The organism is Pseudoxanthomonas sp. F11 (assembly GCF_037046485.1).
Classification (GTDB): Bacteria; Pseudomonadota; Gammaproteobacteria; order Xanthomonadales; family Xanthomonadaceae; genus Pseudoxanthomonas_A.
Genome location: NZ_JBANLZ010000001.1, coordinates 211,114 through 234,153, shown reverse-complemented (window position 1 = coordinate 234,153; position 23,040 = coordinate 211,114). Strand labels below are relative to the sequence as shown.

At 69.1% G+C, this 23,040-nt stretch carries 27 protein-coding genes, 2 tRNA genes and 1 other RNA gene; 21 read left to right on the top strand and 9 right to left on the bottom strand.

Translation table 11 applies throughout. From position 1 onward, the window contains the following. Window positions 1–4 precede the first annotated feature (4 nt). Together V8246_RS01160 and dnaQ are read left to right on the top strand one after the other, a co-directional pair. Window positions 5–550 carry a GNAT family N-acetyltransferase gene (locus V8246_RS01160; RefSeq protein WP_336187558.1) on the top strand — a complete coding sequence of 182 codons (546 nt, stop codon included), beginning with the start codon at window positions 5–7 and terminating at the stop codon, window positions 548–550. Next, on the top strand, window positions 550–1,278 hold the full coding sequence (gene dnaQ / locus V8246_RS01155) for a DNA polymerase III subunit epsilon (protein WP_162109244.1): 729 nt from the start codon (window positions 550–552) through the stop codon (window positions 1,276–1,278). The genes V8246_RS01160 and dnaQ overlap by 1 nt, the downstream gene beginning before the upstream one ends. A 6-nt stretch (window positions 1,279–1,284) precedes the next feature. Here the strand turns inward: dnaQ and V8246_RS01150 are convergent, their stop codons facing one another. Then, the gene (locus tag V8246_RS01150; protein WP_055942014.1) at window positions 1,285–1,989 is read right to left on the bottom strand and encodes a PP2C family serine/threonine-protein phosphatase; all 705 of its coding nucleotides are present in this window, start codon (window positions 1,987–1,989) and stop codon (window positions 1,285–1,287) included. 225 nt (window positions 1,990–2,214) lie between these two features. Here V8246_RS01150 and V8246_RS01145 point away from each other — a divergent pair. Further along, window positions 2,215–2,305, top strand: a tRNA-Ser gene (locus V8246_RS01145). An 87-nt stretch (window positions 2,306–2,392) separates the two neighbouring features. After that, a complete protein-coding gene (locus tag V8246_RS01140) occupies window positions 2,393–2,800 on the top strand; it encodes a DUF6165 family protein (protein ID WP_336187557.1) in 408 nt (135 codons plus the stop codon). A 12-nt stretch (window positions 2,801–2,812) separates the two neighbouring features. Here the strand turns inward: V8246_RS01140 and V8246_RS01135 are convergent, their stop codons facing one another. Beyond that, the gene (locus tag V8246_RS01135; protein WP_336187556.1) at window positions 2,813–3,859 is read right to left on the bottom strand and encodes a glycosyltransferase family 9 protein; all 1,047 of its coding nucleotides are present in this window, start codon (window positions 3,857–3,859) and stop codon (window positions 2,813–2,815) included. A 19-nt stretch (window positions 3,860–3,878) separates the two neighbouring features. Here V8246_RS01135 and V8246_RS01130 point away from each other — a divergent pair, with 19 nt between their 5' ends. The 7 genes from V8246_RS01130 to V8246_RS01100 are packed head-to-tail and all read left to right on the top strand — an operon-like array spanning window position 3,879 to window position 8,578. Beyond that, a complete protein-coding gene (locus V8246_RS01130; RefSeq protein WP_336187555.1) occupies window positions 3,879–4,628 on the top strand; it encodes a 3-deoxy-D-manno-octulosonic acid kinase in 750 nt (249 codons plus the stop codon). A gap of 1 nt (window position 4,629) precedes the next feature. Further along, complete coding sequence (locus V8246_RS01125) at window positions 4,630–5,382, top strand: MBL fold metallo-hydrolase (RefSeq protein WP_336188304.1); 753 nt, start codon at window positions 4,630–4,632, stop codon at window positions 5,380–5,382. Then, window positions 5,379–6,392 carry a GTP 3',8-cyclase MoaA gene (gene moaA / locus V8246_RS01120; RefSeq protein ID WP_336187554.1) on the top strand — a complete coding sequence of 338 codons (1,014 nt, stop codon included), beginning with the start codon at window positions 5,379–5,381 and terminating at the stop codon, window positions 6,390–6,392. The genes V8246_RS01125 and moaA overlap by 4 nt, the downstream gene beginning before the upstream one ends. Before the next feature lie 16 nt (window positions 6,393–6,408). Beyond that, window positions 6,409–6,891, top strand: a complete 483-nt coding sequence (gene moaC / locus V8246_RS01115) for a cyclic pyranopterin monophosphate synthase MoaC (RefSeq protein WP_336187553.1) — start codon at window positions 6,409–6,411, stop codon at window positions 6,889–6,891. Continuing rightward, window positions 6,888–7,133: a molybdopterin converting factor subunit 1 gene (gene moaD, locus V8246_RS01110; RefSeq protein WP_336187552.1), complete on the top strand. Its 246-nt coding sequence runs from the start codon at window positions 6,888–6,890 to the stop codon at window positions 7,131–7,133. Before moaC ends, moaD begins: the two co-directional genes overlap by 4 nt. A gap of 3 nt (window positions 7,134–7,136) precedes the next feature. Further along, window positions 7,137–7,565 (top strand): molybdenum cofactor biosynthesis protein MoaE, encoded by a 429-nt coding sequence (locus V8246_RS01105; protein WP_336187551.1) that lies wholly within the window; start codon window positions 7,137–7,139, stop codon window positions 7,563–7,565. Continuing rightward, complete coding sequence (locus V8246_RS01100; RefSeq protein ID WP_336187550.1) at window positions 7,562–8,578, top strand: beta-propeller fold lactonase family protein; 1,017 nt, start codon at window positions 7,562–7,564, stop codon at window positions 8,576–8,578. Before V8246_RS01105 ends, V8246_RS01100 begins: the two co-directional genes overlap by 4 nt. A gap of 57 nt (window positions 8,579–8,635) precedes the next feature. On the opposite strand, the gene ffs is transcribed toward V8246_RS01100, so the two are convergent. Both ffs and V8246_RS01090 read right to left on the bottom strand, forming a co-directional pair. Next, window positions 8,636–8,732: signal recognition particle sRNA small type (ffs, locus tag V8246_RS01095), an RNA gene on the bottom strand. 72 nt (window positions 8,733–8,804) lie between these two features. Further along, a tRNA-Ser gene (locus V8246_RS01090) sits at window positions 8,805–8,897 on the bottom strand. Between the two features lie 131 nt (window positions 8,898–9,028). Here V8246_RS01090 and dnaX point away from each other — a divergent pair. From dnaX to V8246_RS01070, 4 genes are all read left to right on the top strand, one after another. Next, complete coding sequence (dnaX, locus tag V8246_RS01085; RefSeq protein ID WP_336187549.1) at window positions 9,029–10,786, top strand: DNA polymerase III subunit gamma/tau; 1,758 nt, start codon at window positions 9,029–9,031, stop codon at window positions 10,784–10,786. Between the two features lie 7 nt (window positions 10,787–10,793). Continuing rightward, a complete protein-coding gene (locus V8246_RS01080) occupies window positions 10,794–11,114 on the top strand; it encodes a YbaB/EbfC family nucleoid-associated protein (RefSeq protein ID WP_162109253.1) in 321 nt (106 codons plus the stop codon). An 85-nt stretch (window positions 11,115–11,199) separates the two neighbouring features. Then, on the top strand, window positions 11,200–11,793 hold the full coding sequence (recR, locus tag V8246_RS01075; protein WP_162109254.1) for a recombination mediator RecR: 594 nt from the start codon (window positions 11,200–11,202) through the stop codon (window positions 11,791–11,793). A gap of 25 nt (window positions 11,794–11,818) precedes the next feature. Beyond that, entirely contained in the window at window positions 11,819–12,172 is a 354-nt protein-coding gene (locus V8246_RS01070) for a histidine triad nucleotide-binding protein (protein ID WP_336187548.1), read from the top strand. A 72-nt stretch (window positions 12,173–12,244) separates the two neighbouring features. Here V8246_RS01070 and V8246_RS01065 read toward each other — a convergent pair whose 3' ends face one another. From V8246_RS01065 to V8246_RS01050, 4 genes are read right to left on the bottom strand one after another with little or no spacing between them, the layout of a single operon-like run. Continuing rightward, window positions 12,245–12,754 (bottom strand): Slp family lipoprotein, encoded by a 510-nt coding sequence (locus V8246_RS01065; protein WP_162109269.1) that lies wholly within the window; start codon window positions 12,752–12,754, stop codon window positions 12,245–12,247. A 16-nt stretch (window positions 12,755–12,770) separates the two neighbouring features. Then, complete coding sequence (locus V8246_RS01060) at window positions 12,771–14,714, bottom strand: DUF3488 and transglutaminase-like domain-containing protein (RefSeq protein ID WP_336187546.1); 1,944 nt, start codon at window positions 14,712–14,714, stop codon at window positions 12,771–12,773. Beyond that, window positions 14,701–15,660, bottom strand: a complete 960-nt coding sequence (locus V8246_RS01055) for a DUF58 domain-containing protein (protein WP_336188303.1) — start codon at window positions 15,658–15,660, stop codon at window positions 14,701–14,703. Before V8246_RS01055 ends, V8246_RS01060 begins: the two co-directional genes overlap by 14 nt. 8 nt (window positions 15,661–15,668) lie before the next feature. Beyond that, window positions 15,669–16,595 carry an AAA family ATPase gene (locus tag V8246_RS01050; RefSeq protein ID WP_336187545.1) on the bottom strand — a complete coding sequence of 309 codons (927 nt, stop codon included), beginning with the start codon at window positions 16,593–16,595 and terminating at the stop codon, window positions 15,669–15,671. A 69-nt stretch (window positions 16,596–16,664) separates the two neighbouring features. Here V8246_RS01050 and V8246_RS01045 point away from each other — a divergent pair, with 69 nt between their 5' ends. Then, complete coding sequence (locus V8246_RS01045; RefSeq protein ID WP_336187544.1) at window positions 16,665–18,518, top strand: glycosyltransferase family 39 protein; 1,854 nt, start codon at window positions 16,665–16,667, stop codon at window positions 18,516–18,518. A 4-nt stretch (window positions 18,519–18,522) separates the two neighbouring features. Here the strand turns inward: V8246_RS01045 and V8246_RS01040 are convergent, their stop codons facing one another. Continuing rightward, the gene (locus tag V8246_RS01040; protein WP_336187543.1) at window positions 18,523–19,092 is read right to left on the bottom strand and encodes a Maf family nucleotide pyrophosphatase; all 570 of its coding nucleotides are present in this window, start codon (window positions 19,090–19,092) and stop codon (window positions 18,523–18,525) included. A 122-nt stretch (window positions 19,093–19,214) separates the two neighbouring features. Here V8246_RS01040 and V8246_RS01035 point away from each other — a divergent pair, with 122 nt between their 5' ends. The 5 genes from V8246_RS01035 to fabG all read left to right on the top strand — a co-directional run bounded on the left by V8246_RS01035 (window position 19,215) and on the right by fabG (window position 23,030). Then, window positions 19,215–19,721, top strand: coding sequence for a YceD family protein (locus tag V8246_RS01035; protein WP_336187542.1), 507 nt, complete (start codon window positions 19,215–19,217; stop codon window positions 19,719–19,721). Between the two features lie 67 nt (window positions 19,722–19,788). Continuing rightward, window positions 19,789–19,983 (top strand): 50S ribosomal protein L32, encoded by a 195-nt coding sequence (gene rpmF, locus V8246_RS01030; RefSeq protein WP_056880637.1) that lies wholly within the window; start codon window positions 19,789–19,791, stop codon window positions 19,981–19,983. A 92-nt stretch (window positions 19,984–20,075) separates the two neighbouring features. After that, window positions 20,076–21,071: a beta-ketoacyl-ACP synthase III gene (locus tag V8246_RS01025; RefSeq protein ID WP_185895766.1), complete on the top strand. Its 996-nt coding sequence runs from the start codon at window positions 20,076–20,078 to the stop codon at window positions 21,069–21,071. Between the two features lie 204 nt (window positions 21,072–21,275). Then, window positions 21,276–22,220 (top strand): ACP S-malonyltransferase, encoded by a 945-nt coding sequence (gene fabD, locus V8246_RS01020; protein ID WP_336187541.1) that lies wholly within the window; start codon window positions 21,276–21,278, stop codon window positions 22,218–22,220. 66 nt (window positions 22,221–22,286) lie between these two features. Beyond that, window positions 22,287–23,030: a 3-oxoacyl-ACP reductase FabG gene (gene fabG, locus V8246_RS01015; protein ID WP_336187540.1), complete on the top strand. Its 744-nt coding sequence runs from the start codon at window positions 22,287–22,289 to the stop codon at window positions 23,028–23,030. Window positions 23,031–23,040 lie beyond the last annotated feature (10 nt).

Sequence of the window (23,040 nt, the reverse complement as noted above, 5' to 3'; positions counted from 1 at the left end):
GGTCATGCCTGGTCAGATCGTCGCCGAGACGCCGCGCCTGTGCCTGCATGCCATGTCCGATCGCAATGACGATGACGCGGCGCTGATGCTCGCGCTGCTCAACGACCCGGACTTCATCCGCCATATCGCCGACCGCGGCGTGCGCACGCTGGACCAGGCGCGTGCCTACCTGCGTGACGGCGCGCTGCGGAGCTATGCGGAGCATGGCTTCGGCATGTACGCGGTACGGCGCAAGGACACCGGTGCGCTGATCGGCAACTGCGGCCTGGTCCGACGCGAGGGGCTGGACGGCCCCGATCTGGGCTACGCACTGTTGCCCATGCACACGGGTGAGGGCTTTGCCCACGAGGCCGCGCAGGCGGTTATCGCCGACGCCGCCACGCGGCTGCGGCTTGGCCGCCTGCAGGCCATCGTCAATCCCGACAACGTCGCGTCGATCGGCTTGTTGCAGAAGCTGGGATTCGAATTCGACAGAATGATCGTGTTGCCGCACATCGAGCATTCGCTCGACCTGTTCCACCTGTCCCTGACCAAGGAAGCCTCCCTCTGATGCGCCAGATCGTCCTCGACACCGAAACCACCGGCCTGGAGTGGAAGAAGGGCAACCGCGTGGTCGAAATCGGCTGCGTGGAGCTGATCGAGCGCCGACCGACCGGGCGGACCTACCACCAGTACATCAATCCGCAGCGCGAGTTCGAGCAGGGGGCGGCCGAGGTCACGGGCCTCAGCCTGGAGTTCCTGTCGGACAAGCCCGTGTTCGCGGCGATCGCCGACGAGTTCCTGGCCTTCATCGACGGCGCCGAGCTGGTGATCCACAACGCCGCCTTCGACGTGGGGTTCCTGGACTACGAGCTGTCGCTGTTGGGGGAGGCCTACGGTCGCCTGGGCGACCGCGTGACGGTCGAGGATTCGCTGCTGCTGGCCCGGCAGCGGTTCCCGGGGCAGCGCAATTCGCTGGACGCGCTGTGCAAGCGGTTGGGTGTGGACAACACGCACCGGCAGCTGCACGGCGCGCTGCTCGATGCCCAGTTGCTGTGCGATGTCTACCTGAACCTGACGGCGGGACAGCGTGAGATCGGCTTCGGTGGCGCCGATGAGGCGGCACCGGGCGCCGCGGTGGCGGTGGTCCGCCATTTCGATCCCGCGGTTGCGGGCGCCCGTCCGCGCGTGACCGTGTCGGCGGACGAACTGGCCGCGCACGAGGCGCGCCTGGCGACCCTGCGCAAGAAGGCGGGGGGGCGCTGCCTGTGGGACCCGCCGGCGCTCGAAGCCGGCTGAAACGGATCAGTGGCAGCGCACGAGGATGGCGGTGACGTTGTCCGAACCGCCGCCGTCCAGCGCGGCGGCGATCAGGGTATCGACGCATTCCTGCGCACTGCAGTCGTCGTGCTTCAGGGTGGCGGCGATGCTGGGGTCGTCGACTTCCTCGGTCAGGCCGTCGCTGCACAACAGCAGCTGCATGCCGGGGCGGAGTTCGCCCGTCATCGTCTCTACGTTGAGGTGGTTCGGGTCGGTGACGCCGAGCGCCTGGGTGACGACGTTGCGGTGCGGATGCGTGCGCGCCTGCTCGCTGGTCAGCGCGCCCTGCGCGATCAGTTCCTGCACGTAGCTGTGGTCCTGGCTCAACTGCGCCAGTTGGCCCTCGCGCCACAGATAGGCGCGGCTGTCGCCCACCCAGGCCACCTCGAAGCGGTTGCCCTGGATGCGCGCGGCTACCACCGTGGTGCCCATGGGCAGGGTGTCGTTGCGGCGGCGGGAGGTACGGATGATCTCTTCGTCGGCGATCCGGATGGCCTGCGCCAGCGGCGTGCCGTCGCGGATCTCGCGCACGATGGTCTCGCGTGCCAGTGCGCTGGCCACTTCGCCACAGGCATGCCCGCCCATGCCGTCGGCCACCAGCCACAGGCCCAGCTCGCTGTCGCCGTAGTACGTGTCCTCGTTCAGCTCGCGCCGGAGTCCCACGTGCGAAATGTGGCCGAATTCGATCATGGTGCCCTGTCTGTGCGGACGGCGGTCGCCTATCCCGTCATACGCAATGATCCGGGTGGACAGGACATCGGGCAAGGCGGGCGTGCCGTGGGGCGTGGCCGGAGTTCATTCACGTGCAGGCGAAGTGAGGCACCGAGACGGCGGACGCGCCGGTGGGCATGGTGTCGGCTTGTCCGGACGCGGCCTGCCACGTATCATTCACGCCCCGGCAAGCGCCGGGCCACCGGAGAGGTGGCAGAGTGGTTGAATGTACCTGACTCGAAATCAGGCATACGTTAATAGCGTATCGAGGGTTCGAATCCCTCCCTCTCCGCCAGTTTCAAGAAAGCCCCCGCAAGGGGGCTTTTGCGTTCCGGGCGCGCGCCGGCGCCTAAAATGTCCTCCCCAGCCGTGGAAGTCCCCCATGTCCGAGATCCTCGTCCCCGTGTCCTTCGGCGAACTGCTGGACAAGATCGCGATCCTGCAGATCAAGTCCGAACGCATGAGCGATCCGGCCAAACTGGCCCATGTGCGCGATGAATTGGCCGCGCTGGAAAAGACCTGGCTGGCGCATCCCGTCGCCGGACACGACATCGCCGAACTCCGCGCCAGGCTGAAGGCCGTCAACGAACGGCTATGGGTGATCGAGGACGAGGTGCGGCTGAAGGAGAAAGCCCAGGCGTTCGACGACGACTTCGTCCGCCTGGCACGCAGCGTCTACATCGAGAACGACGAACGCGCACGGATCAAGAAGGCCATCAACCTGGCCCTGGGCTCGAGCTACGTCGAAGAGAAGTCCTACCAGGACTACCGGGTGGCTGGCACGCCCTGAGCGCGGCTCCGCTCACGCCGCCAGGTCGGCGCGGCGGCGTTCGAACGCGGCGATGGCGTCGTCTACGGTGATCAGCGCCATCACGCCATCGTGTTCGATCTTGGCGCCCCATTTCAGCTCCGATGCCGGCTTGCCCCTGTAGCGGCGCGCGGCATCGTCGTAGCGGTCCACGCAGTAGCGCACGCTGGAGTAGGGGCCGCTGCGGAGCGGGTTGCTGGCGGCATGCAGGCCCAGCACGGCGGTCCCCATCGCATTGGCGATGTGCATGGGGCCGGAATCGGGCGTCATCACCAGGTCCGCGCGCGCCAGCAGGGCCGGCAACTGCTTCAGGGTGTCCTTGCCCACCAGGTCCAGCACGGGCGCCCGCATGGCGCCGATGATGGCATCCGCAGTCCGGCGTTCCAGGTCGCTGCGTCCGCCGCAGAGCACGATGCGCCATCCCTGGGCCGCGGCATGGTCGGCCACCGCCGCGTAGCGGTCGGCGTACCAGTTGCGACGTTGGTGGCTGGAGCAGGGCGAAATGACCAGCGTGCGCATCGCGTCCGTGGGCCACTGCGCGCGGGCCCAGGCATGCGCGTCGGCGGGAATGGGCAGGTCCCAGGTGACGCCGGTCTGTTTCAGGCCCAGCGGTTCGCAGAAGCTGCCGATGGCATCCAGCACGTGGATGCCGGGACGGTCGGGGATGCGCTCGTTGATGACCAGGCCGTGCAGGTCCTTGGAGCGGCTGCGGTCGTAGCCGATGCGCCTGCGCGCGCGGATGAAGGCCGACAGCAGGTTGGCGCGCAGGGCCACCTGCATCTGCAGCAGCGCATCGAAACCTTCGGCCGGCAATTCCGCCCGCAACGCGCGCATGCCGGCCAGGCCCGTCTTCTTGTCGTAGGTGTGGAAAGTGACGCCTTCCAGGCCCTCCAGCAGCTTGAAGCCCCCCTTGTCGATCACCCAGTGCAGGCGCGCCTGGGGCCAGTGGCGCTGCAGTGTGCGCACCAGCGGGACCACATGGGTGACGTCGCCCAGCGCGGACAGGCGGAGCAGGCAGAGCGATTGGGGAATCGTGGACAAGTGTTGTTAGACTCGCTGGATGGTCGGTTTTGACGCCTCGGAATCCCTGACGCCGTTCCGCGAAGGCCGCGGATACGGTGCGATTCTGTTCGACCGCAAACACCTGCGGCAAGCCAGCCCGGACTGGTTCTCGCCGGAAAAGTGGGGCGAACGCGCCCGGCCGGTCGACAGCGGGGGCCGCGGCGGTGCCTGGTTCATCGATGCGCCTTCCAGCCAGTGCGTGTTGCGGCACTACCGCCGCGGGGGGCTGGCCGCCCGATTCAGCCGCGACCGCTATCTGTGGCACGGCCCGGACAAGACGCGCAGCTTCGCCGAATTCCGTCTCACCCGTGCCCTGCTGGCGCGTGGATTGCCCGTGCCGCGCCCGGTGGCGGCGAGCTATGTGCGCGACGGCATGTTCTACCGCGCCTCCATCCTGCTGGAACGGTTGATGGACGTGCGCACGCTCGCCGACCTTGCCGTAAAGACGGAAGGGCACGCGCCGTGGGAAAGCACGGGCCGCCTGGTGGCGCGCTTCCACCGCGCCGGCCTGGACCACGCGGACCTCAACGCCCACAACATCCTGTTCGACGGGAATGGCCACGGTTGGCTGATCGACTTCGACCGGGGACGCCTGCGTATTCCCGCCACCGCCTGGCGCGAACAGAACCTCGCACGCTTGAGGCGCTCGCTGTTGAAGCTGCGGGGCGAGCGCAGCGCGGAGGACGTGGGCCTGGCCTTCGCTCATCTGCGGCGTGCCTACGACCACGCCTGGGCGCGGGGGTACTGAGGTGGAGTGGGTGCTGCGCTTCCATGGCGTCGGCAACGCCAGCGCGGTCGAACTGGGCTCGGCGATGGCCACGCTCGAACGCGAGGGCGCGCCCTGGTTGACCATCGATTGCGGAGGCGAAGGCCTGACCGCCTTCCAGGCCCGTTACGGCGACATGCCGCGGGCGGTCTTCATCACCCACGTGCACCTGGACCACGTGGCGGGGATGGAACGGCTGTTCGTGGCCAGCTATTTCGATCCTGCGCGGCGCGGCCAGGTACGCCTGTACGTGCCGGCGCCGCTGGTCCCGCTGCTGCACCAGCGCGTTGCCAGCTATCCGAACGTCCTGGCCGAGGGCGGCGCGAACTTCTGGGATGCGTTCCAACTGGTGCCGGTCGGCGAGGCCTTCTGGCACGACGGCCAGCGGCTGGAGGTCTTCCCGGTGCGGCATCACTGGCCCGAGACGGCGTTCGGCCTGCGCCTGCGCGGCAGCGTGGTATGGACCGGCGATACGCGGCCCATTCCGGAAATGCTGGCGCGCCATGCCGATGCCGGCGAACTGATCGCGCACGACTGCGGACTGCACGGCAACCCCTCGCACAGCGGCATCGACGACCTGGAGCGCGAGTATCCGCCCGCGCTGCTGGCCCGCTGCGTGCTTTACCACTACGCCAGTGCCGAGGACGGCGAAGCCCTGCGCGCGCGCGGGCATCGGATCGCGACGCCAGGGGAGGGCATTGCGCTGTCGCCGCCCCAACAGGTCGCACTGCCGTGAGCGAGAGCCATCTGCCGTTCGACCTGCTGGGACGTCCGCTGCACGACCTGCGCCTGTCGGTCATCGACGCCTGCAACTTCCGCTGCGGCTACTGCATGCCGGCGGACCGTGTGCCCGAAGACTACGGCACGGATGCTTCGCAGCGCCTGTCCTTCGACGAGATCGAAACCCTGGTGCGCGCCTTCGTGCGACTGGGCGTGCGCAAGCTCCGGCTCACGGGCGGAGAGCCGCTGCTGCGCAAGCGCCTGCCTGACCTGGTGCGCCGGCTGGCCGTCATCCCGGGTCTGGAGGACATCGCCCTGACCACCAACGGCGTGCTGCTCGCCCAGCAGGCGCAGGCCTTGCATGACGCCGGCCTGCGGCGCATCACCGTCAGCCTGGACGCGCTGGATCCGGAGGTGTTCGCCGAGATGTCCGGAAGGCGCGGTCAGGTCGGCGAGGTGCTGGCCGGCATCGACGCCGCGGTGGCGGCCGGCTTCGGGCGGTTGAAGATCAATGCCGTCGTGCAGCGCGGCGTCAACGAGAGCCAGGTGGCGCCGCTGCTGGAGCGCTTCCGAGGCACCGGGCATGTCGTGCGCTTCATCGAGTTCATGGACGTGGGCGACAGCAACGACTGGCGGCTGGAACGGATGGTGCCGTCGTCGGTGCTGCGCGACCGCATCGCCGCGCGCTGGCCGCTGCATCCGTTGCAGGCCGAGTACCGGGGCGAGGTGGCCGAGCGTTACGGGTTCGACGATGGTGGGGGCGAAGTCGGCTTCGTCAGTTCCGTCAGTACGCCGTTCTGCGGCGACTGCCATCGTGCGCGCGTGTCCGCGGATGGCCGCTTGTTCACCTGCCTGTTCGCGTCCGCGGGCGCCGACCTGCGCGCGGTCCTGGCGCAGGGCGAAAACGCCTTGGTCGCGCATGTGGCCGGCCTGTGGTCGGCGCGCGGCGACCGCTACAGCGAGCTGCGCGGCCGGCCGGAAGTGCGGGACCGGCGTCGTGTCGAGATGTATCTTATCGGCGGCTGATTCCCCCAGGACCTGCATGCCCCGCACCGTACTGACCCATCTGGATGCCGGCGGTCGACCCACGATGGTCGACGTGTCCGGCAAGGCCGTCACCGCGCGGGAGGCCCGGGCGACCTGTCGCGTACGCTTTCCCGCCGACGTCGCACGACAGCTGAAGCGGAACGGCCTGCGCAGCGCCAAGGGCGGCATCGTCGACACCGCCATCATCGCCGGCACCATGGCGGTGAAGCGCACGCACGAACTGATCCCGTTCTGCCATCCACTCCCCATCGATGGGTGCCGGTTGGCCATCGACTGGGACGGAGAGCGTGCGCTGTTGATCGAATGCCAGGTCCGCACCGTGCACCGCACCGGGGTGGAGATGGAAGCGTTGACCGGCGCCACCGTGGCGGCATTGACGGTGTACGACATGTGCAAGGCGCTGTCGCACGCCATCGTGCTGGGGCCGGCGAAGCTGGTGGGCAAGCGCGGCGGCAAGCGCGACGTGGGGGTGGCGTGAGCGTCACCCTGACCCTGCTGTATTTCGCCAGCCTGCGTGAGCGTGCGGGTGTGCCCAGCGAGTCGCTCAGCACCGAGGCGGCCGATCTGGCGGAGCTTTATGAAGAGATCCAGGCCCGCCACGGCATCGCCTGGCCGCGCGAACACCTGCGCGTCGCCGTGGATGGCGAATTCGCGCGCTGGCAGGAACCGCTGCGGGCGGGCAGCGAGGTCGCCTTCATCCCGCCCGTGAGCGGAGGCTGAGCGATGTCGCGTTTCCTACTGTCGGCGAAGCCGCTGGACGTCGCCGCGTTGGGGGCCGGCCTGCGCGATCCCCGCGCGGGCGGCTTCGCGACGTTCGAGGGCTGGGTCCGCGACCACCACGCCGGTCGCGCGGTGGATGGCCTGGACTATGAAGCCTATGGCGCGCTCGCCGAACGCGAAGGCGAACGGATCGTGGCCGAGGCGATGGAGCGTTTCGACGTGCTGGTGGCCTGCTGCGCGCACCGCGTCGGCGCCCTCGCGATCGGCGATCTGGCCGTGTGGGTCGGGGTGAGCGCCGCGCATCGTGGCGCCGCCTTCGACGCCTGCCGCTACATCATCGATGAAGTGAAGCAGCGCGTGCCGATCTGGAAGCGCGAGCACTACCGCGAAGGCGACGCGGACTGGCTGCATCCCGTGGCGGATGGCCCGTGAACGCGGTTCGGGCGGTCGCACTCGGCATCGTCATCGCCCTGGCATGCCTGGGCGCACGTGCGACGCATGCGGCCGAACTACTGGTGGGCAACAAGTCCGCGGACACCGTGTGGCGGCTGTCGCTGCGCGACGGACGCAGGACGGGCGAGTACAGGACCGGCGAGGCACCGCACGAAATCGCGGTGGCGCCGGACGGCCGCACGGCCGTGGTGACGAACTATGGAGGCTCGCAGTCCGGCAACACGCTGTCGATCCTGGACCTGGTGGGAGGCAAGCCCACGCGCACGATCGACCTGGGGCAGCACAGCGCCCCGCATGGCATCCGCTTCCTCCCCGACGGTCGCCGGGTGCTGGTCACCACGGAAGCCACCGCCAGCCTGGTGGTGGTGGATGTCGCGTCGGGCGAAGTCGAGCGGACGCTCGACGTGGGCGCCGGCACCGGCCACATGGTGGCGCTGTCGCCAAACGGACAGGTGGCCTACCTGACCAAGATCCAGGCCGGCACGGTCAGCCGGATCGACCTGGTCACCGGTGCGCGCGTGGAACGTCCCGCAGGCAAGGGCGCGGAAGGCGTCGCGGTGCGGCCGGACGGGGCCGAAGTCTGGGTGACCAACCGCGAGGACGGCACCCTCACCGTGCACGATCCACGCACGCTGGCCGTCAAGCGCCGCATGAGCAGCAGGGGCTTTCCCATCCGCGTGACCTTCGCTGCCGACGGTACGCTCGCCTTCGTCACCCATGCGCGCGCGGCCACGCTGGCCGTGTTCAATGCGCGCACCAAGGTCCCGTTGGCCACGGTCCCGCTCTCTCGCGAGGACATGACCTACCAGCCCACGATGCTCGGCATCGCGGCGCTTCCCATCGGAGTAGCGGTGGCATCGGATCGTCCGCGCGCCTACGTGGCGATCAGTGGCGGCGATCGCATCGCCGTGGTCGACACGCAGCGCTGGCAGGTCGTCGACTACTGGGTGACCGGTCGTGAACCCGACGCCCTGGCCATCATCCCCGACTGATCGGCCGGCCTGGCGGCAACAAGAGGCCGCGAGCGGTAATCCGCTGAAAAGGCGGTGACCCCGCCGGCTGACCTCGGCGCCCGCGTCGATCGATACCGTTGCTGCCTTCCGGCCCTGGCGGGGTTTTCGACCTAGCGTCGCGAGGGGCCGACGGGGCCACCATAGAAACGAAACCGCGCCTTGGCGCGGTCCGTCGTCAACCCACCATGGCGGGTTGCGATGAATCTGGCGGAGAGAGGGGGATTCGAACCCCCGAAGCGCGGTTTAGACGCTTACACACTTTCCAGGCGTGCTCCTTCAACCACTCGGACACCTCTCCGGGACCTGAACGCGGCTTGCGGCCGCTTTCAGGGGCGTGAATTCTAGCCTCCGCAGGGGGGGCGCCACAAGCGAGGCCGGCAACAAGCAGCGGCCGGAGGACGGGCTTGCGCGGCGTGGCACAATGGCGGCATGTCCTATCTCGTCCTCGCCCGCAAGTGGCGTCCCAAGCGATTCGCAGAGCTGGTGGGCCAGGAACACGTGGTCCGCGCCCTCACCAATGCGCTGGACAGCGGCCGCGTTCACCATGCCTTCCTGTTCACGGGCACGCGCGGCGTGGGCAAGACCACCATCGCCCGCATCTTCGCCAAGTCGCTGAACTGCGAGAAGGGCACCAGTGCCGATCCCTGCGGCCAGTGCGCGGCCTGCCTCGACATCGATGCCGGCCGCTACATCGACCTGCTGGAGATCGACGCCGCCTCTAACACCGGTGTGGACGACGTGCGCGAAGTCATCGAGAACGCGCAGTACATGCCCTCGCGCGGCAAGTACAAGGTCTATCTGATCGACGAAGTGCACATGCTGTCGAAAGCGGCGTTCAACGCGCTGCTGAAGACGCTGGAGGAGCCGCCGGAACACGTCAAGTTCCTGCTCGCCACCACCGACCCGCAGAAGCTGCCGGTCACCGTGCTGTCGCGCTGTCTGCAGTTCAACCTCAAGCGCCTGGACGAGGAACAGATCCGTGGCCAGATGACGAAGATCCTGGGCGCGGAAGCCATCGAGGCCGATGCGTCCGCCATCGCCCAGCTCGCACGCGCCGCCGACGGCTCGCTGCGCGACGGCCTGTCGCTGCTCGACCAGGCCATCGCTTACGCCGGTGGTGCGCTGCGCGAGGAGGGCGTACGCACCATGCTGGGCACGGTGGACCGTACCCAGGTCAGCGCCATGCTGGCGGCCCTGGTGCAGGGAGATGGTGAGGCCCTGCTGCAGGTGGTGGCGCGGCTGGCGGAGTTCTCGCCCGACTGGGCGGGCGTACTCGATGCGCTGGCGGAAGCGCTGCATCGCATCCAGGTGCGCCAGCTGGTGCCGTCGGCCAGCGTGGAAGCGGAAGGCGTCGATGTCGATGCCTTCGCCGGCCAGCTGCGGCCCGAGGTCGTCCAGCTCTGGTACCAGATGGCGATCAACGGGCGTCGCGACCTGCACCTGGCGCCGAGCGGACGCGCCGGTTTCGAGATGAGCGTGCTGCGGATGCTCGCATTCCGTCCGGCCCAGGCCGGCGAGATGCGGGGCGAAGCGCGCACGCCTTCCGCCACCGCCACGCCGGCATCTGCGCCTGCGGCGTCGGTGCCGTCGGCCAGCGCTTCCGCGCCTGTGCAGGCGAGGGCGGCCGCCACAGCGGAGCCGGTCATGCCGCCGCAACAGATGGCGCGCGAAGAGATGCCGGCGCCGGCACGCGTTGCCGTCGACGACATGCCACCGTGGCCTCCCGCCGAACCGACGAGCCTGGGCGCACCTGTACCTGCACCTGCACCTGCAGCCACGACGATGCCGGCCGACATCGGGATTACCGATGCAGAAACCTGGCTGCATTTCGCCGGGACCTGCGGCCTGAAGGGCGTGGGCAAGCAACTGGTCGACAACGTGGCCTTCGCCGGTTACGCGAACGGAACGCTGACCCTGGCCCTGGACAGCGGCTTCGACTACCTCCGCTCCGAGCGCACCCTGGGCGAGCTGCGCGATGCGATCGCCAGCCGCTATGGCGTGGCGCCCCGGCTGGCCTTCGCCACCGCGGCCGAAGGCGAGACGCTCAAGCAGCGCAGCCACCGCCAGCGCGACGAGCAGCAGAACGTCGCCGAGGAAACCTTCATGAACCATCCGGACGTCCGGCAGCTGATGCAGCAGCATGGCGCCAGGCTCGTCCCGGATTCCATCCGACCTTACGAAGAGTGATCACGACATGCGTGGAAACATCGCCCAACTGATGCAGCAGGCGCAGAAGATGCAGGAGAACCTGCAGCGCGCCCAGGAAGAACTGGCCAAGCTGGAGGTCACCGGCAACGCGGGCGGCGGCATGGTCAGCGTGACGCTGACCGGCGCCAAGGAATGCCGCAAGGTCCGGATCGACCCCTCGCTGCTGTCCGATGCCGAGATGCTGGAAGACCTGATCGCGGCGGCGTTCAACGACGCCTCCAACAAGGTCGATGCCGAATCCAAGGCACGCATGGGCGCGGCCACGGCCGGGATGCCGATCCCGCCGGGCATGAAGCTGCCGTTCTGAGCGCCGTAGCGGCCAGGTGGAGGACAAGCCGCCACTGCGGTCAACCCGTTTGCACCCTCCACCGTAGCCGCGACGAAGCACATCCGTGTCCACACTCCTCGAGCAACTGATCGAGTCGCTGCGCGTCCTGCCCGGCGTCGGGCAGAAGACCGCGCAGCGCATGGCCTACCATCTGCTCGACCGCGAGCGGGACGGCGGCAAGCGCCTGGCCGGCGTGCTGGCGGAGGCGCTGGACCATATCGGCCATTGCGCGCAGTGCCGCGACTTCACCGAGAGCGAGATCTGCGCGCTGTGCGCCAGCGGCAGCCGCGACCGCCATCAGCTGTGCGTGGTGGAGTCGCCGTCGGATCGGCTGGCGATCGAACAGGCGACCGGCTACCGCGGCCTCTACTTCGTCCTGCATGGGCGGCTGTCGCCGCTGGATGGCATCGGTCCGCGCGAACTGGGGCTGGACGCACTGTCCGCGCGCCTGGCCCAGGGCGAGGTGACCGAACTGATCATCGCCACCAATCCGACCGTCGAGGGTGAAGCGACCGCGCACTACCTGGCGCAACTGGCGCGCCAGCAAGGCGTGCGGCCGAGCAGGCTCGCCCACGGCGTACCGCTGGGGGGCGAGCTGGAATACGTGGACCGCGGCACGCTGGCGCATGCGTTCGGTGGCCGCAGCGAAATGAACTGACCGCACCCGCACGAGGACGCGCCCCATGACCGACACCATCTTCGCCAAGATCATCCGCCGCGAAATTCCCGCCACCATCGTCTACGAGGATGAGGACGTGTTGGGCTTCAAGGACATCGCGCCGCAGGCGCCGGTGCACGTGCTCTTCATCCCGAAGAACGAAGCCATCCCCACGCTGGACGACATGCGCCAGGACCAGGCGCACCTGATCGGCAAGCTGGCGCTGGCGGCGGCAGAGTATGCGCGCCGCGAAGGCTTCGCCCAGGATGGTTACCGCATCGTCATGAACTGCCGTGAGCATGCGGGCCAGACCGTGTTCCACATCCACCTGCACCTGCTCGCTGGTGCGCCGCTGGGGCGCTTCGGCACGTCCGCCTGAGCGATGCGATGCAGGTTCATGAAAAAAGCCGCTCATCGAGCGGCTTTTTTCCACACCTGCGCGCCTACCCGGTCACCACCAGCCCCAGTAACCCCAGCGCGGGCCCCAGAAGGGGTCGTAATACGGATAGGGGCGGACTTCCACTTCGCGCACTTCCGGCCACAGATACACTACGTCGGCGGCGACGCGCGGCAGCTGGTAGTCGTATTCGCCGATGCGTGCCGTTTCGTAGCCCTCGATCTTGCCGATGAAGGTGACCTCGCGGCCTTCGGCGAACACGGCAGGGTCGTAGAAGCCGGCCCGGCAGGCGATGAAGCGGCCGTCGGTGGCATCCGGCGCGGACGAAAGCGGTCGGCCGGTGGCGCCCAGCGGGCGCGACACCAGCTGGAAGCAGGTCGAGTTCGGCCCCGGCGTGGTGCTGATGATCCGGCCGCCCCAGCGGACCGGTGCACCCACCTGGGGCGTGGCTACCGCGTCGCGCGGATTGACCTGGGTGAAGCTGCCCTGCAGCGGCTTGGGCGCCGTTGCGCAGGCGGAAAGCAGCGCGGCGGCTGCGACGAGGACAGCGAAGCGAAGGTTCATGGCCAGTCTCCAGCAGTTATGGGCGGTGCCGGCGCAGGTCTTCGATAAGAGCCCGCTGGTCCCCCTCACCCGGAGCGTAGCGCGCAGCGGCGAAACGGCGGCTGAGCGAAAACAGCAGATTGGCGCCTTGTGGACGGCTTGCCGCCACACGTCGCGCCCAGTCGCCCGCGGTTTCATGCGGCTCGCGCCCCAGTCCAAGGCGGGCATAGCGGGCGTCCAGGCGATGCCAGGCCCGCAACAGGGGATCGCGTTCGCGTTCGCCCCGCGCCAGGAACCACGCCATCCAGGCCAGGGTCGCTGCCGCGAACAGGCCGAACAGCAGCGCCAGTCCGCGGGACCCCAGCCCGTTCCCGCCCAGCCGCTCCAGCAGGCGCGCCTGCCGCTGCGCATCGAAGCCCAGGACCAGGTCGTTCCAGCCGCGGCGCAGCCAGTCGCTGACGCTGCCGAAACCCTCCAATGTCAGGCGGCCGGCCTCCACCCCCTCGCCGAGGCGGTCGTCCAGCGTGTCGTAGATGCGCTCGGGCGCGACTGCCGCAGTCGGATCCACGCGCACCCAGCCGCGCCCCGGCAACCAGACCTCGGCCCAGGCGTGTGCGTCCATCTGCCGGATCACCCAGTAACCGCCGAGGCGGTTGTATACGCCGCCGGTGTATCCGGTGACCACGCGCGCCGGCACGCCCGCTGCGCGCATCAACACGACGAAAGCGGAACTGAAATGTTCGCAATAGCCCTGCTTGCGGTCGAACAGGAACTCGTCGACCGCGTTGCGGCCGGGCAGCGGGGTTTCCAGCGTGTAGGCGAATTCGGCCCGGATCCAGTCCAGGGCGCGCCGGACCAGGGCAGCATCGTCCGCGCCGGCTTCGCGCCGCCACTGCGCGGCCAGGGCACGCGTGCGCGGGTCGAAGCCGGCGGGCAACTGCAGGGCCTGCTGGCGCAGCAGGTGCGGCAACGTGGCTTCGAAGCTGGCCGGCGTCGACGCGCGCATGCGCCATCGGGTCAGCGCGCTGAGCGGCGTGCGCACCGTCATGCCGTAGTCGTTGGCCAGATGCGCACCCTCGGGCGCGGCGACCGCCAGGTCCAGCGCGACCAACTGGCGGCGGTCGGTGGGCTCGACTTCCAGTTGATAGTCCCATTGCCGGTCGCCGTGCTGCACGCGCGCAGGCGGCAGGCCGCGCAGCCACGGGGCCTGGGTCCAGGTGCGGCCGTCGTAGTTCCACATGACCGGGCCGCGCCAGTACATCTGCTCGGGCGGCGGCGTAGCCCCGAAGAACTGGGCACGCAGAGCAGGGTCTTCATCCGCCATCAGGTCCAGCCACCCGCCGGGCGACATCTCGTCGCCCAGGCCCGGCTTGGACAGGGCGCGTTCGGGCACGCCCCACAGCGGGGTGGCGAAACGCGGGAACAACCAGAACGCCGCCAGCACCAGCGGCAGGCCGATCAGCACCAGTCGGCCCACCAGCGCCATGCGGGGTACCACGTCCGGTCCCGTGGCCACGCTGCGCGACTCCACATCGGCCAGCCTGTGCAGCGCGACCAGCGCACCGCCGATGCCCAGGGCCCCCAGCACCATGGTCAGGGGGCCCTGGTCGAGCAGGAATGCCGCGAAGGGCGCGAACAGCGCAAAGCCCACCAGGCTGCGGTTGTCGCGCAGGCTGCGGGTCTCACCGGGCTTTATCGCCAACATCGCGGCCAGCAGCGCGCAGCCGGTATCGCGACCGAACCGGAACCCCGTCACCGACAGCACGGCCGCCAGCATCGCCAGCGCCAGCAGGATGCGCACGACTGCCGGGAGCGGCCGCCGCCAGGATGCAGCGGTCAGCACCAGTCCCGTGGCGGCCAGACCGAGGGCCAGCGTGGTCGGCAGGTGCACCAGCAGCGCCAGCAGGCACAGCGCGGCGCTGGCCAGCGTCCACAGGCGGCTGTCGCGATCGGGGATGAGGGCGACGTCAGCGTGCGGCATCGGCATGCGGCATCAGCGCGAGGGCGCGCAGGCAGAGGTGGCGATGGGCGGGGCCGTGGGAGGGTCCGAGGGCGGGCTGCCCGGGCAGGGTGAGGCGGTAGCGGCGATCCATGCGCTCGGCCTGTTCCACCCAGTGCGCGAGGCGCCGGATACGCTGCTCGTAAGGCAGCGCGCCCAGCGCGTCCCATGCGAGCGACACCTCGATCCCCACCGGCTGCTCATACTCGCGCACCAGCAGGGTGTCCCGGCGGGCCGACGGTTTCCATGCGATCGTGCGCGGCGCATCGCCGGGACGATAGCCGCGCAGGTGGTGGACATCGTCGCCGGCCGGATCCAGGCGGGCGTGCTGGCCGGTGTTCCCGTCTTCGGGCAGCGGCGGTCCCTGTACTTCGGGGGCCGGATACACCAGCAGCGGCGACGGCCAGACCCACGACCACGCGCGTGCCAATCCCAGTGGCTGCGTGGTCGACACCCGCATGCGGCCGATGTCGTGCCAGCCGCGCTGGCGCGTATCCACGGACAGTTCGGCGACCGCGCTCCCTTCGGGCGGCAGCGGGGGAAAGAAGGTGCTGGCATCCAGTGCCTCCAGCCGCAGGCCGTTCCGTCGGCGTGCATCGCGCGCGGACAGCGACACATGCACCTGCAGGCGCTCACCCGCGAACACCGGATCGGCCGACACGGCGTCCACGCGCAGACCGGACAGCTGCAGATGGGCGAACATCAGGCTGGCCATTGCCGTGGCGCCGAGCAGCAGGGCCAGCAGCAGGGCCGGGTTGTTGTTGTAGTTCAGTGCACCCAGCGCCATGGTGAAGACGAGGGCGGCGTAGAACAGCCCGAACCGCGTGGGCAGCACGTAGACGCGGCGACGGTCCAGGCGCACCGGCAGCGCCTCCACCGCGCGCGGCCGCGCCCACTGGGCCAGCCACCGGGCCGCCGATGCCTGCATCGCCACCGTCAGTCCACCGGTACCGCGTGCAGGATGGCCTTGGCCAGTACGGAGGCGGACGCGGCTTCCGCTTCCGGCACCAGCCGGTGCGCGGCCACCGCGGCGAACAGGGCCTGCACATCTTCGGGCAGCACGTGGCTGCGTCCCAGCAACAACGCATAGGCGCGCGCCGCGCGCAGCAGGGCGATACCGGCGCGCGGCGACAGACCCACCCGCACGCCCGGGTGCTGGCGGCTGCGCGACAGCAGCGCCTGCACGTAATCGATCAGCGCATCGCTGGCGTGGACATCGTTCACCGCCGCGCGCAGTGCAAGCACGTCCTCGGCCGACAACAACGGCAGCGCCTGCGCAATCAGCGTACGCCTGTCGCTGCCGGCCAGCAGCTCGCGCTCGGACGCGGGGCTGGGATAGCCCAGCGCCAGCCTGAGCAGGAAACGGTCCAACTGCGAGTCCGGTAGCGGATACGTTCCCGACAGATCGACGGGATTCTGCGTGGCGATCACGAAGAAGGGCGTCGGGAGTGCATGGGTTACGCCGTCCAGGGTGACCTGGTGTTCGGCCATCGCTTCCAGCAGGGCGCTCTGGGTGCGGGGCGGGGCACGATTGATTTCATCCGCCAGCAGGACGTTGGTGAAGACCGGGCCGGGATGGAAGGTGAAGGCACGGGCCTGCGCGTCGTACACCGACACGCCCAGCACGTCGGCCGGCAACAAGTCCGAGGTGAACTGCACGCGCTGGAAGCCCAGGCCGAGGGTGGCTGCCAGCGCGTGCGCCAACGTGGTCTTGCCCAGTCCCGGCAGGTCTTCGATCAGCAGGTGGCCATCGGACAGCAGCGCGACGAACGCCAGCCGCACTTCGTGCGTCTTGCCCAACACCAGCGCATTGACCTGCGCTTGCGCCCGCTTGAGGGCGTCGGCGAGGCCTTCGGATAGCATAGGGCGGGTGCTGGGAATGGCGGACATCGCGCTCTCGGTTTCGATCGTGGTCCGGAGAAGTGTAGCGAGATGGACGAAGAACAACGCGCGCGCCGATGGTTCCTTGCCGTGTGGGCCATCGTGACGGTGGTCAAGGTCGCGATCGCCGCGCGCCTGCCGCTGTTCGTCGATGAGGCGTTCTACTGGCAGGAGGGCCAGCACCTGGCGGCGGCGTATTCCGACCTGCCCGGGTTGACCGCGTGGCTGACGCGGCTGGGCGTGGAACTCGGCGGGCATCACGTGCTCGCGGTGCGCGCGCCGTTCCTGCTGATCGCAGCCGTGCTGCCCTGGCTGGTGGCGCGCAGCGCCGCGCGCTGGTTCGGCGTCGTCGTGGGCTGGCAGGCAGCGTTGCTGACCGTGCTGATGCCGCTGTCGGGCACGCTGGGCCTGCTGGCGCTGCCCGACGTGCCGATGGCGCTGGCGACCGTGCTGTGCGCCGATGCCGGGGCGCGCATGCTGCGCGGCGTCGATGCGACGTCGGCCACCGAACTGGCGCTGGGCCTCATGTTGGGCGCGCTGAGCCACTATCGTTTCATCGGCGTGATCGGTGTGGGGCTGATCGCGCTGCTATGCCTGCCGCAGGGGCGCGGCGTACTGCGTGATGCGCGGGTCTGGGTTGCCCTGGCGGCGGGCCTGCTGGCATGGGCGCCCCTGCTGGCCTGGAATCTGGAATACGCCGATGCGGGCCTGCGCTTCCAGTTGCTCGACCGTCATCCGTGGCGCTTCCATGGCGACGGCGCGCGCTTCCTGCTGGTGCAGGCGGCACTGGCCACGCCCCTGCTGTTCTGGGCCATGCTGGTGGTCAGCGTGCGCGGCATTCGTGGCGAGGGCGGCGGCGAGCGCGGCACCGGGCCCGAATGGCGCTATTTCGCGCTGCTGGGCGCGGTGTCCACCTTCGGGTTTTTCCTGCTGGGTTTCTTCGCCGACAACGAGCGCGTCAGTTTCCACTGGACGCTGCCGGGCTACCTGGCGCTACTGCCCGTCGTGCCGCTGCTGCTGCGCGAATGGCCCCGGCAGAGGCGTCTGGCGGCTTGGGGGCTGGCGGCCGCCGGCATGCTGCTGATGCTGGCTTACTACGTGGCGGTGTCGGTGCCCGGCCTGCGTCTGCAGGCGGCCGGCAGCAAGTACTACCCGGAGAATTTCGCCGGCTGGGACCGCCTGGCGATGGAAGTGGAACAGGCGCGGGCGCGCATGCCGGAAGGAACCGCGTTGCTTGCGGACAGTTTCAAGACCGGCGCCGAGCTCGGTTTCGCGCTCGCTGACGCGCGCATTCCCGTGCTCGACCACCCGCTCAACCGCAAGCACGGCCGTGCCCCGCAGCTGCAGCTGTGGGGCCTGCAGCACGAGGGTCGCGTGAGTGCGCCCACTCTGCTGGTGGTGGGCGCGACGGATGTGAAGTTCAGTGCGCTGCTCGCCCGGTACCAGCAGCTGTGCTCCGTCATCGGCCCGTTGCCGCCACCGCAGGCCGTGAACATCGATCATGGTGCGCGCCGCTTCCTGCTGTTCGCGCTGCCGGGTATTCGCCAGAGCGGTACCTGCGTTTCGCCGGTCGTGGCCCATATCGCTGTGCCGCAGGCCGGCGCCCGCGTGGCGCGCCGCTTCAGCGTGGGCGGCTGGGCGGTGAAGGACGGGGCGGGGGTCACCCGGGTGGAGGTATTGCTGGATGGTCGGGTCGTCGCCGCCGCGACGGACTTCACCGACAACGTCTGGCTGCAGCAGTTCCTCAAGGGCGCATCGCGCGACCCGCGCATGCCGCGCGTGCAGTTCGAGGCGCAGGTGGACGCCAGCGGCCTTCCGGCCGGCAAGCATTGGCTGGGCCTGCGGGTGACGGGCGGGGATGGCAGCGTGGAGACGTGGGCCGAACAGCCGGTGGTGCTGCGCTAGCGGGTCAGGGCAGGTCGAAGCCTGCTTCGCGCAGCATCCTCGCCACCGCGATCAGGGGCAGGCCCACCAGCGCTGTCGGGTCGGAGGACTCGATGGCATCGAACAGGGCGATCCCGAGGCCTTCCGACTTGAAGCTACCGGCGCAGTCGAACGGCTGCTCGGCGTCCAGGTAGCGTTCGATCTCGGCCGGTGCCAGGGTACGGAAGCGCACGGTGGTGACGTCGGCCGCTTCCAGGACGCGTCCGTCCCGGACCATGCACACGGCGGTGTGGAAGCGGACCTGGCGGCCGGACATTGCGCCCAACTGGGTGAGCGCCGCCTCGCGGTGGCCGGGCTTGCCCAGCGGCGCGCCATCCAGTTCGGCCGCCTGGTCCGAGCCGATGATCCACGTGCCGGGGTGCTGGGCGGCGATCGCCTCCGCCTTGGCGCGGGCCAGGCGTGCCGCCATGGCCGGGACGGCCTCACCGGGCAGGGGCGATTCGTCCACCTCGGGCCGCGCGATATGGAATGGCAGGCGCAGCCGTTCCAGCAGCTCGCGCCGGTAGCGGGACGTGGAAGCGAGCATCAACGGCATGGGAGGAGCACCGGCAGGACGGGCGGGGGAGTCTGCCCGTGGGCGCGGCGGGCGGCAAGCCAATCCTCGGCGGTTGGGGTGGTTTGACAGTTCGGGGTTTGATCCTTAACATTCAGCGGCTTATGTCCGCGAATACGCCCGAGCTGCTGGATGCGTGGCGCATGGTCGCGAACCGGCGCAGCTTCGAAGGCCGCCTGCCGTTGTCTGCCATGACGCGCCTGCAGGGCCTTCTGGCCGATACCGAAGGCGACGTGCGCTACACGGTGGAGTTCGACCACGATGCGTTGCGGGTCCCGTACCTGGAACTGCACATCGAGGCCGGCCTGCCGTTGGTGTGCCAGCGCAGCCTGCAGCGTTTCGTGCTGCCGGTGGTACTGACGCAGCGGTTGGGTCTGGTGCGCAGCGAGGAGGAAGAGGCCGCGCTGCCGCCCGACTACGAGGCCTTGCTGGTGCCGGAAGACGGCATGCTGCGCCCCGCCGACCTGGTGGAGGACGAACTGGTCCTCGCCATACCGGTGGTGGCGGTGGATCCGGCGTCCGACGCGGTGGAACGCGAATGGGCGGCGGACGAAGAAGAGGTGGCGAAGACCAGTCCGTTCGCGGCATTGGCCTCGCTGAAGAAGAACTAGCCGCTACGGCGGTCTGGCAACACGAACCGCAAGGTTCACCAACAGATACGAGAGCTGGAGCAATCCCATGGCTGTGCAGAAATCCCGCGTCACCCCGTCCCGTCGTGGCCAGCGTCGTTCGCACGACGCGCTGACCGCCAAGCAGCTGTCCACCGACCCGACCACGGGTGAGACGCACCTGCGCCACCACGTGACCGCCGACGGTTACTACCGCGGCAAGAAGGTCATCGCCACCAAGACCTCGGCGGTCGAGGAAGATTGATCCATGCAGCGCGCCCGCCCACGGGCCGGGCGCGCCTTCCGCATGATCGATGACAACCTGGGCCCTCGATCGGGCCGGCAATGGGAGCGTGCATGAGCGAGCCGGGCAACAAGGGGCGCATTTACGCGCGCATCGCCGGTACGGGCAGCTATTTGCCCGAGAAGGTGCTGACCAACGAAGACCTGGCGAAGCTGGTCGACACCAGCGATGAGTGGATCCAGTCCCGCACCGGCATCCGCGAACGCCACATCGCCGCCGAAGGCCAGACCGCTGGCGACCTGGGTTACCAGGCCGCGCTGCGCGCGCTCGAAGCCGCAGGCGTGGATGCCTCCGATATCGACCTGATCGTCGTCGGCACCACCACGCCCGACCTGATCTTCCCATCCACCGCCTGCCTAATCCAGGCGCGCCTCGGCGCGACCGGCTGCGCCGCGATGGACGTCAACGCCGCCTGCTCGGGCTTCATCTACGCATTGAGCGTGGCGGAGAAGTTCATCCGCTGCGGCGACGCCAAGACCGCGCTGGTCATCGGTACCGAAACCCTCAGCCGCATCGTCGACTGGACCGAGCGCACCACCTGCGTGCTGTTCGGCGACGGCGCCGGCGCTGCCGTGCTCAAGGCCGACACCGAGACGGGCGTGCTCAGCACGCACCTGCACGCCGACGGCAGCAAGAAGGAACTGCTGTGGAACCCGGTGGGCGTGTCGGCCGGCTTCAACAAGGACGAGCCGAACAACGGCATCCGCATCCACATGAAGGGCAACGACGTCTTCAAGTACGCCGTGAAGGCCCTGGATGGCGTAGTCGACGAGACGCTCCAGGCCAATGGTCTGGACAAGCACGACCTGGACTGGCTGATCCCGCACCAGGCCAACCTGCGCATCATCGAGGCCACGGCCAAGCGCCTGGACATGTCGATGGACCAGGTGATCGTGACGGTCGACAAGCACGGCAACACGTCTTCCGGTTCGGTGCCGTTGGCACTGGATACGGCGATCCGCTCCGGGCGCGTCGAGCGCGGCCAGTTGCTGCTGCTGGAAGCGTTCGGCGGCGGTTTCACATGGGGCTCCGTGCTGCTGCGCTACTGAGCCGCGCGCACGCATCTCCGCCTGAGGAAAGGCGACGCTTCGCAGCGTCGCCTTTCGCGTTTCCGGCAACTTCATCGTGCGTTCGCGCGGTGCCGCCATGGCCTGCGACGCCTTGCTGCAGGCGCGTGCGCAATACGCCCCGGTACAGACAATCCGGCACGTTCGCCCGTATCATCGCGGCCTGTTTTCACGCAGGGTGTCCGAGTGACTTCCACGCATCTCGCTTTCGTGTTCCCGGGCCAGGGTTCGCAGTCCGTCGGCATGCTGGCCGAACTGTCCGAGCTGCATCCGATCGTGCGCGAGACGTTCGCCGAAGCCTCCGACGGCGCGGGTGTGGACCTGTGGGCGCTGTCGCAGGGCGGCCCCGAAGAAATGCTCAACCGCACCGAATACACCCAGCCTGCGCTGCTGGCCGCCGGCATCGCCGTGTGGCGTGCATGGCAGCAGCAGGGCGGGCCCGCGCCGGCGCAGCTGGCCGGTCACAGCCTGGGCGAGTACACCGCGCTGGTGGCTGCGGGTGCGCTCTCACTGAAGGATGGCGCGCACCTGGTACGCCTGCGCGGCCAGCTGATGCAGGACGCCGCGCCGACGGGCGTCGGCGCGATGGCGGCCGTGCTGGGCGCCGAGGATGCGCTGGTGTCCGAGGTGTGCACCCTGGCCTCCGACAGCAAGGTGGTCGTACCGGCGAACTACAACTCGCCCGGCCAGATCGTGATCGGCGGCGACAGCGAAGCGGTCGAGCGCGCCATCGCGCTGCTCACCGAGCGCGGTATCCGCAAGGTGGTGAAACTGGCCGTCAGTGTGCCGTCGCATACGCCCCTGATGCGGGAAGCGGCGAATCGACTCGCCGAGGTGATGGCGGGCCTGTCCTGGCAGGCGCCGTCGCTGCCGGTGGTGCAGAACGTGGATGCGAAGGTGCACGATGGTGTGGACGCGATCCGTGACGCGCTGGTGCGCCAGCTGTACCTGCCGGTGCGCTGGACCGAATGCGTGCAGGTGCTGGCATCCAGCGGTGCGACGCATATCGCCGAATGCGGTCCCGGCAAGGTGCTTGCGGGACTGGTCAAGCGCATCGACAAGGGCCTTGACGCGCGTGCCATCGGGGGCGTGGGCGACTTCGAAGGCGCGCTCGCCGAGTGGCGCGCCTGACCTTCGCCGCACCCGATCCCTTATCCTGATTCGCCGCGTCCGCGCGGACCGTTCCGAGGACATCACATGAGCAAGCCCCTGCAGGGTGAAATCGCGCTGGTCACCGGCGCCAGCCGCGGCATCGGTGCCGCCATCGCCGACGAGCTGGCGGCACAGGGCGCGACGGTCATCGGCACCGCGACCACGGCGTCCGGTGCGCAGGCCATCGGCCAACGCATGGCGGGTGTGGGCGGCCATGGCCGCCAGCTGGACGTGACCGACGCGGCCGCGGTGGATGCGCTGATCGACGCCATCGCCAAGGAGTTCGGCGCCATCTCCATCCTGGTCAACAACGCCGGCATCACCCGCGACAACCTGCTGATGCGCATGAAGGACGAGGACTGGCAGGCTATCCTCGACACCAACCTCACCAGCGTCTACCGCACGTCCAAGGCGGTGATGCGCGGCATGATGAAGGCGCGCAAGGGCCGCATCATCAACATCGCTTCGGTGATCGGCGTGACCGGCAATGCGGGCCAGGCGAACTACGCCGCGGCCAAGGCCGGCATCATCGCGTTCTCCAAGTCGCTGGCCAAGGAGATCGGCAGCCGCGGCGTGACCGTCAACGTGGTCGCTCCCGGTTTCATCGCCACCGACATGACCAAGGACCTGCCGGAAGAAACCAAGAAGGCGCTGGGCGAACAGATCGCGCTGGGCCGCCTGGGCGAGCCTTCCGACATCGCTCACGCGGTGGCCTTCCTCGCAGGCCCGGCGGCCGGCTACATCACTGGCGAGACCCTGCACGTCAACGGCGGCATGTACATGCCGTAAGAATTAGCTG

Coding starts and splice junctions, on each gene's coding strand:
- V8246_RS01160 (WP_336187558.1), top strand. CDS start 5: ATGCCTGGTCAGATCGTCGCCGAGACGCCGCGCCTGTGCCTGCATGCC.
- dnaQ (WP_162109244.1), top strand. CDS start 550: ATGCGCCAGATCGTCCTCGACACCGAAACCACCGGCCTGGAGTGGAAG.
- V8246_RS01150 (WP_055942014.1), bottom strand. CDS start 1,989: ATGATCGAATTCGGCCACATTTCGCACGTGGGACTCCGGCGCGAGCTG.
- V8246_RS01140 (WP_336187557.1), top strand. CDS start 2,393: ATGTCCGAGATCCTCGTCCCCGTGTCCTTCGGCGAACTGCTGGACAAG.
- V8246_RS01130 (WP_336187555.1), top strand. CDS start 3,879: ATGGTCGGTTTTGACGCCTCGGAATCCCTGACGCCGTTCCGCGAAGGC.
- moaC (WP_336187553.1), top strand. CDS start 6,409: ATGCCCCGCACCGTACTGACCCATCTGGATGCCGGCGGTCGACCCACG.
- V8246_RS01105 (WP_336187551.1), top strand. CDS start 7,137: ATGTCGCGTTTCCTACTGTCGGCGAAGCCGCTGGACGTCGCCGCGTTG.
- dnaX (WP_336187549.1), top strand. CDS start 9,029: ATGTCCTATCTCGTCCTCGCCCGCAAGTGGCGTCCCAAGCGATTCGCA.
- V8246_RS01080 (WP_162109253.1), top strand. CDS start 10,794: ATGCGTGGAAACATCGCCCAACTGATGCAGCAGGCGCAGAAGATGCAG.
- V8246_RS01070 (WP_336187548.1), top strand. CDS start 11,819: ATGACCGACACCATCTTCGCCAAGATCATCCGCCGCGAAATTCCCGCC.
- V8246_RS01065 (WP_162109269.1), bottom strand. CDS start 12,754: ATGAACCTTCGCTTCGCTGTCCTCGTCGCAGCCGCCGCGCTGCTTTCC.
- V8246_RS01060 (WP_336187546.1), bottom strand. CDS start 14,714: ATGCCGCACGCTGACGTCGCCCTCATCCCCGATCGCGACAGCCGCCTG.
- V8246_RS01055 (WP_336188303.1), bottom strand. CDS start 15,660: ATGCAGGCATCGGCGGCCCGGTGGCTGGCCCAGTGGGCGCGGCCGCGC.
- V8246_RS01050 (WP_336187545.1), bottom strand. CDS start 16,595: ATGCTATCCGAAGGCCTCGCCGACGCCCTCAAGCGGGCGCAAGCGCAG.
- V8246_RS01045 (WP_336187544.1), top strand. CDS start 16,665: ATGGACGAAGAACAACGCGCGCGCCGATGGTTCCTTGCCGTGTGGGCC.
- V8246_RS01040 (WP_336187543.1), bottom strand. CDS start 19,092: ATGCCGTTGATGCTCGCTTCCACGTCCCGCTACCGGCGCGAGCTGCTG.
- V8246_RS01035 (WP_336187542.1), top strand. CDS start 19,215: ATGTCCGCGAATACGCCCGAGCTGCTGGATGCGTGGCGCATGGTCGCG.
- rpmF (WP_056880637.1), top strand. CDS start 19,789: ATGGCTGTGCAGAAATCCCGCGTCACCCCGTCCCGTCGTGGCCAGCGT.
- V8246_RS01025 (WP_185895766.1), top strand. CDS start 20,076: ATGAGCGAGCCGGGCAACAAGGGGCGCATTTACGCGCGCATCGCCGGT.
- fabG (WP_336187540.1), top strand. CDS start 22,287: ATGAGCAAGCCCCTGCAGGGTGAAATCGCGCTGGTCACCGGCGCCAGC.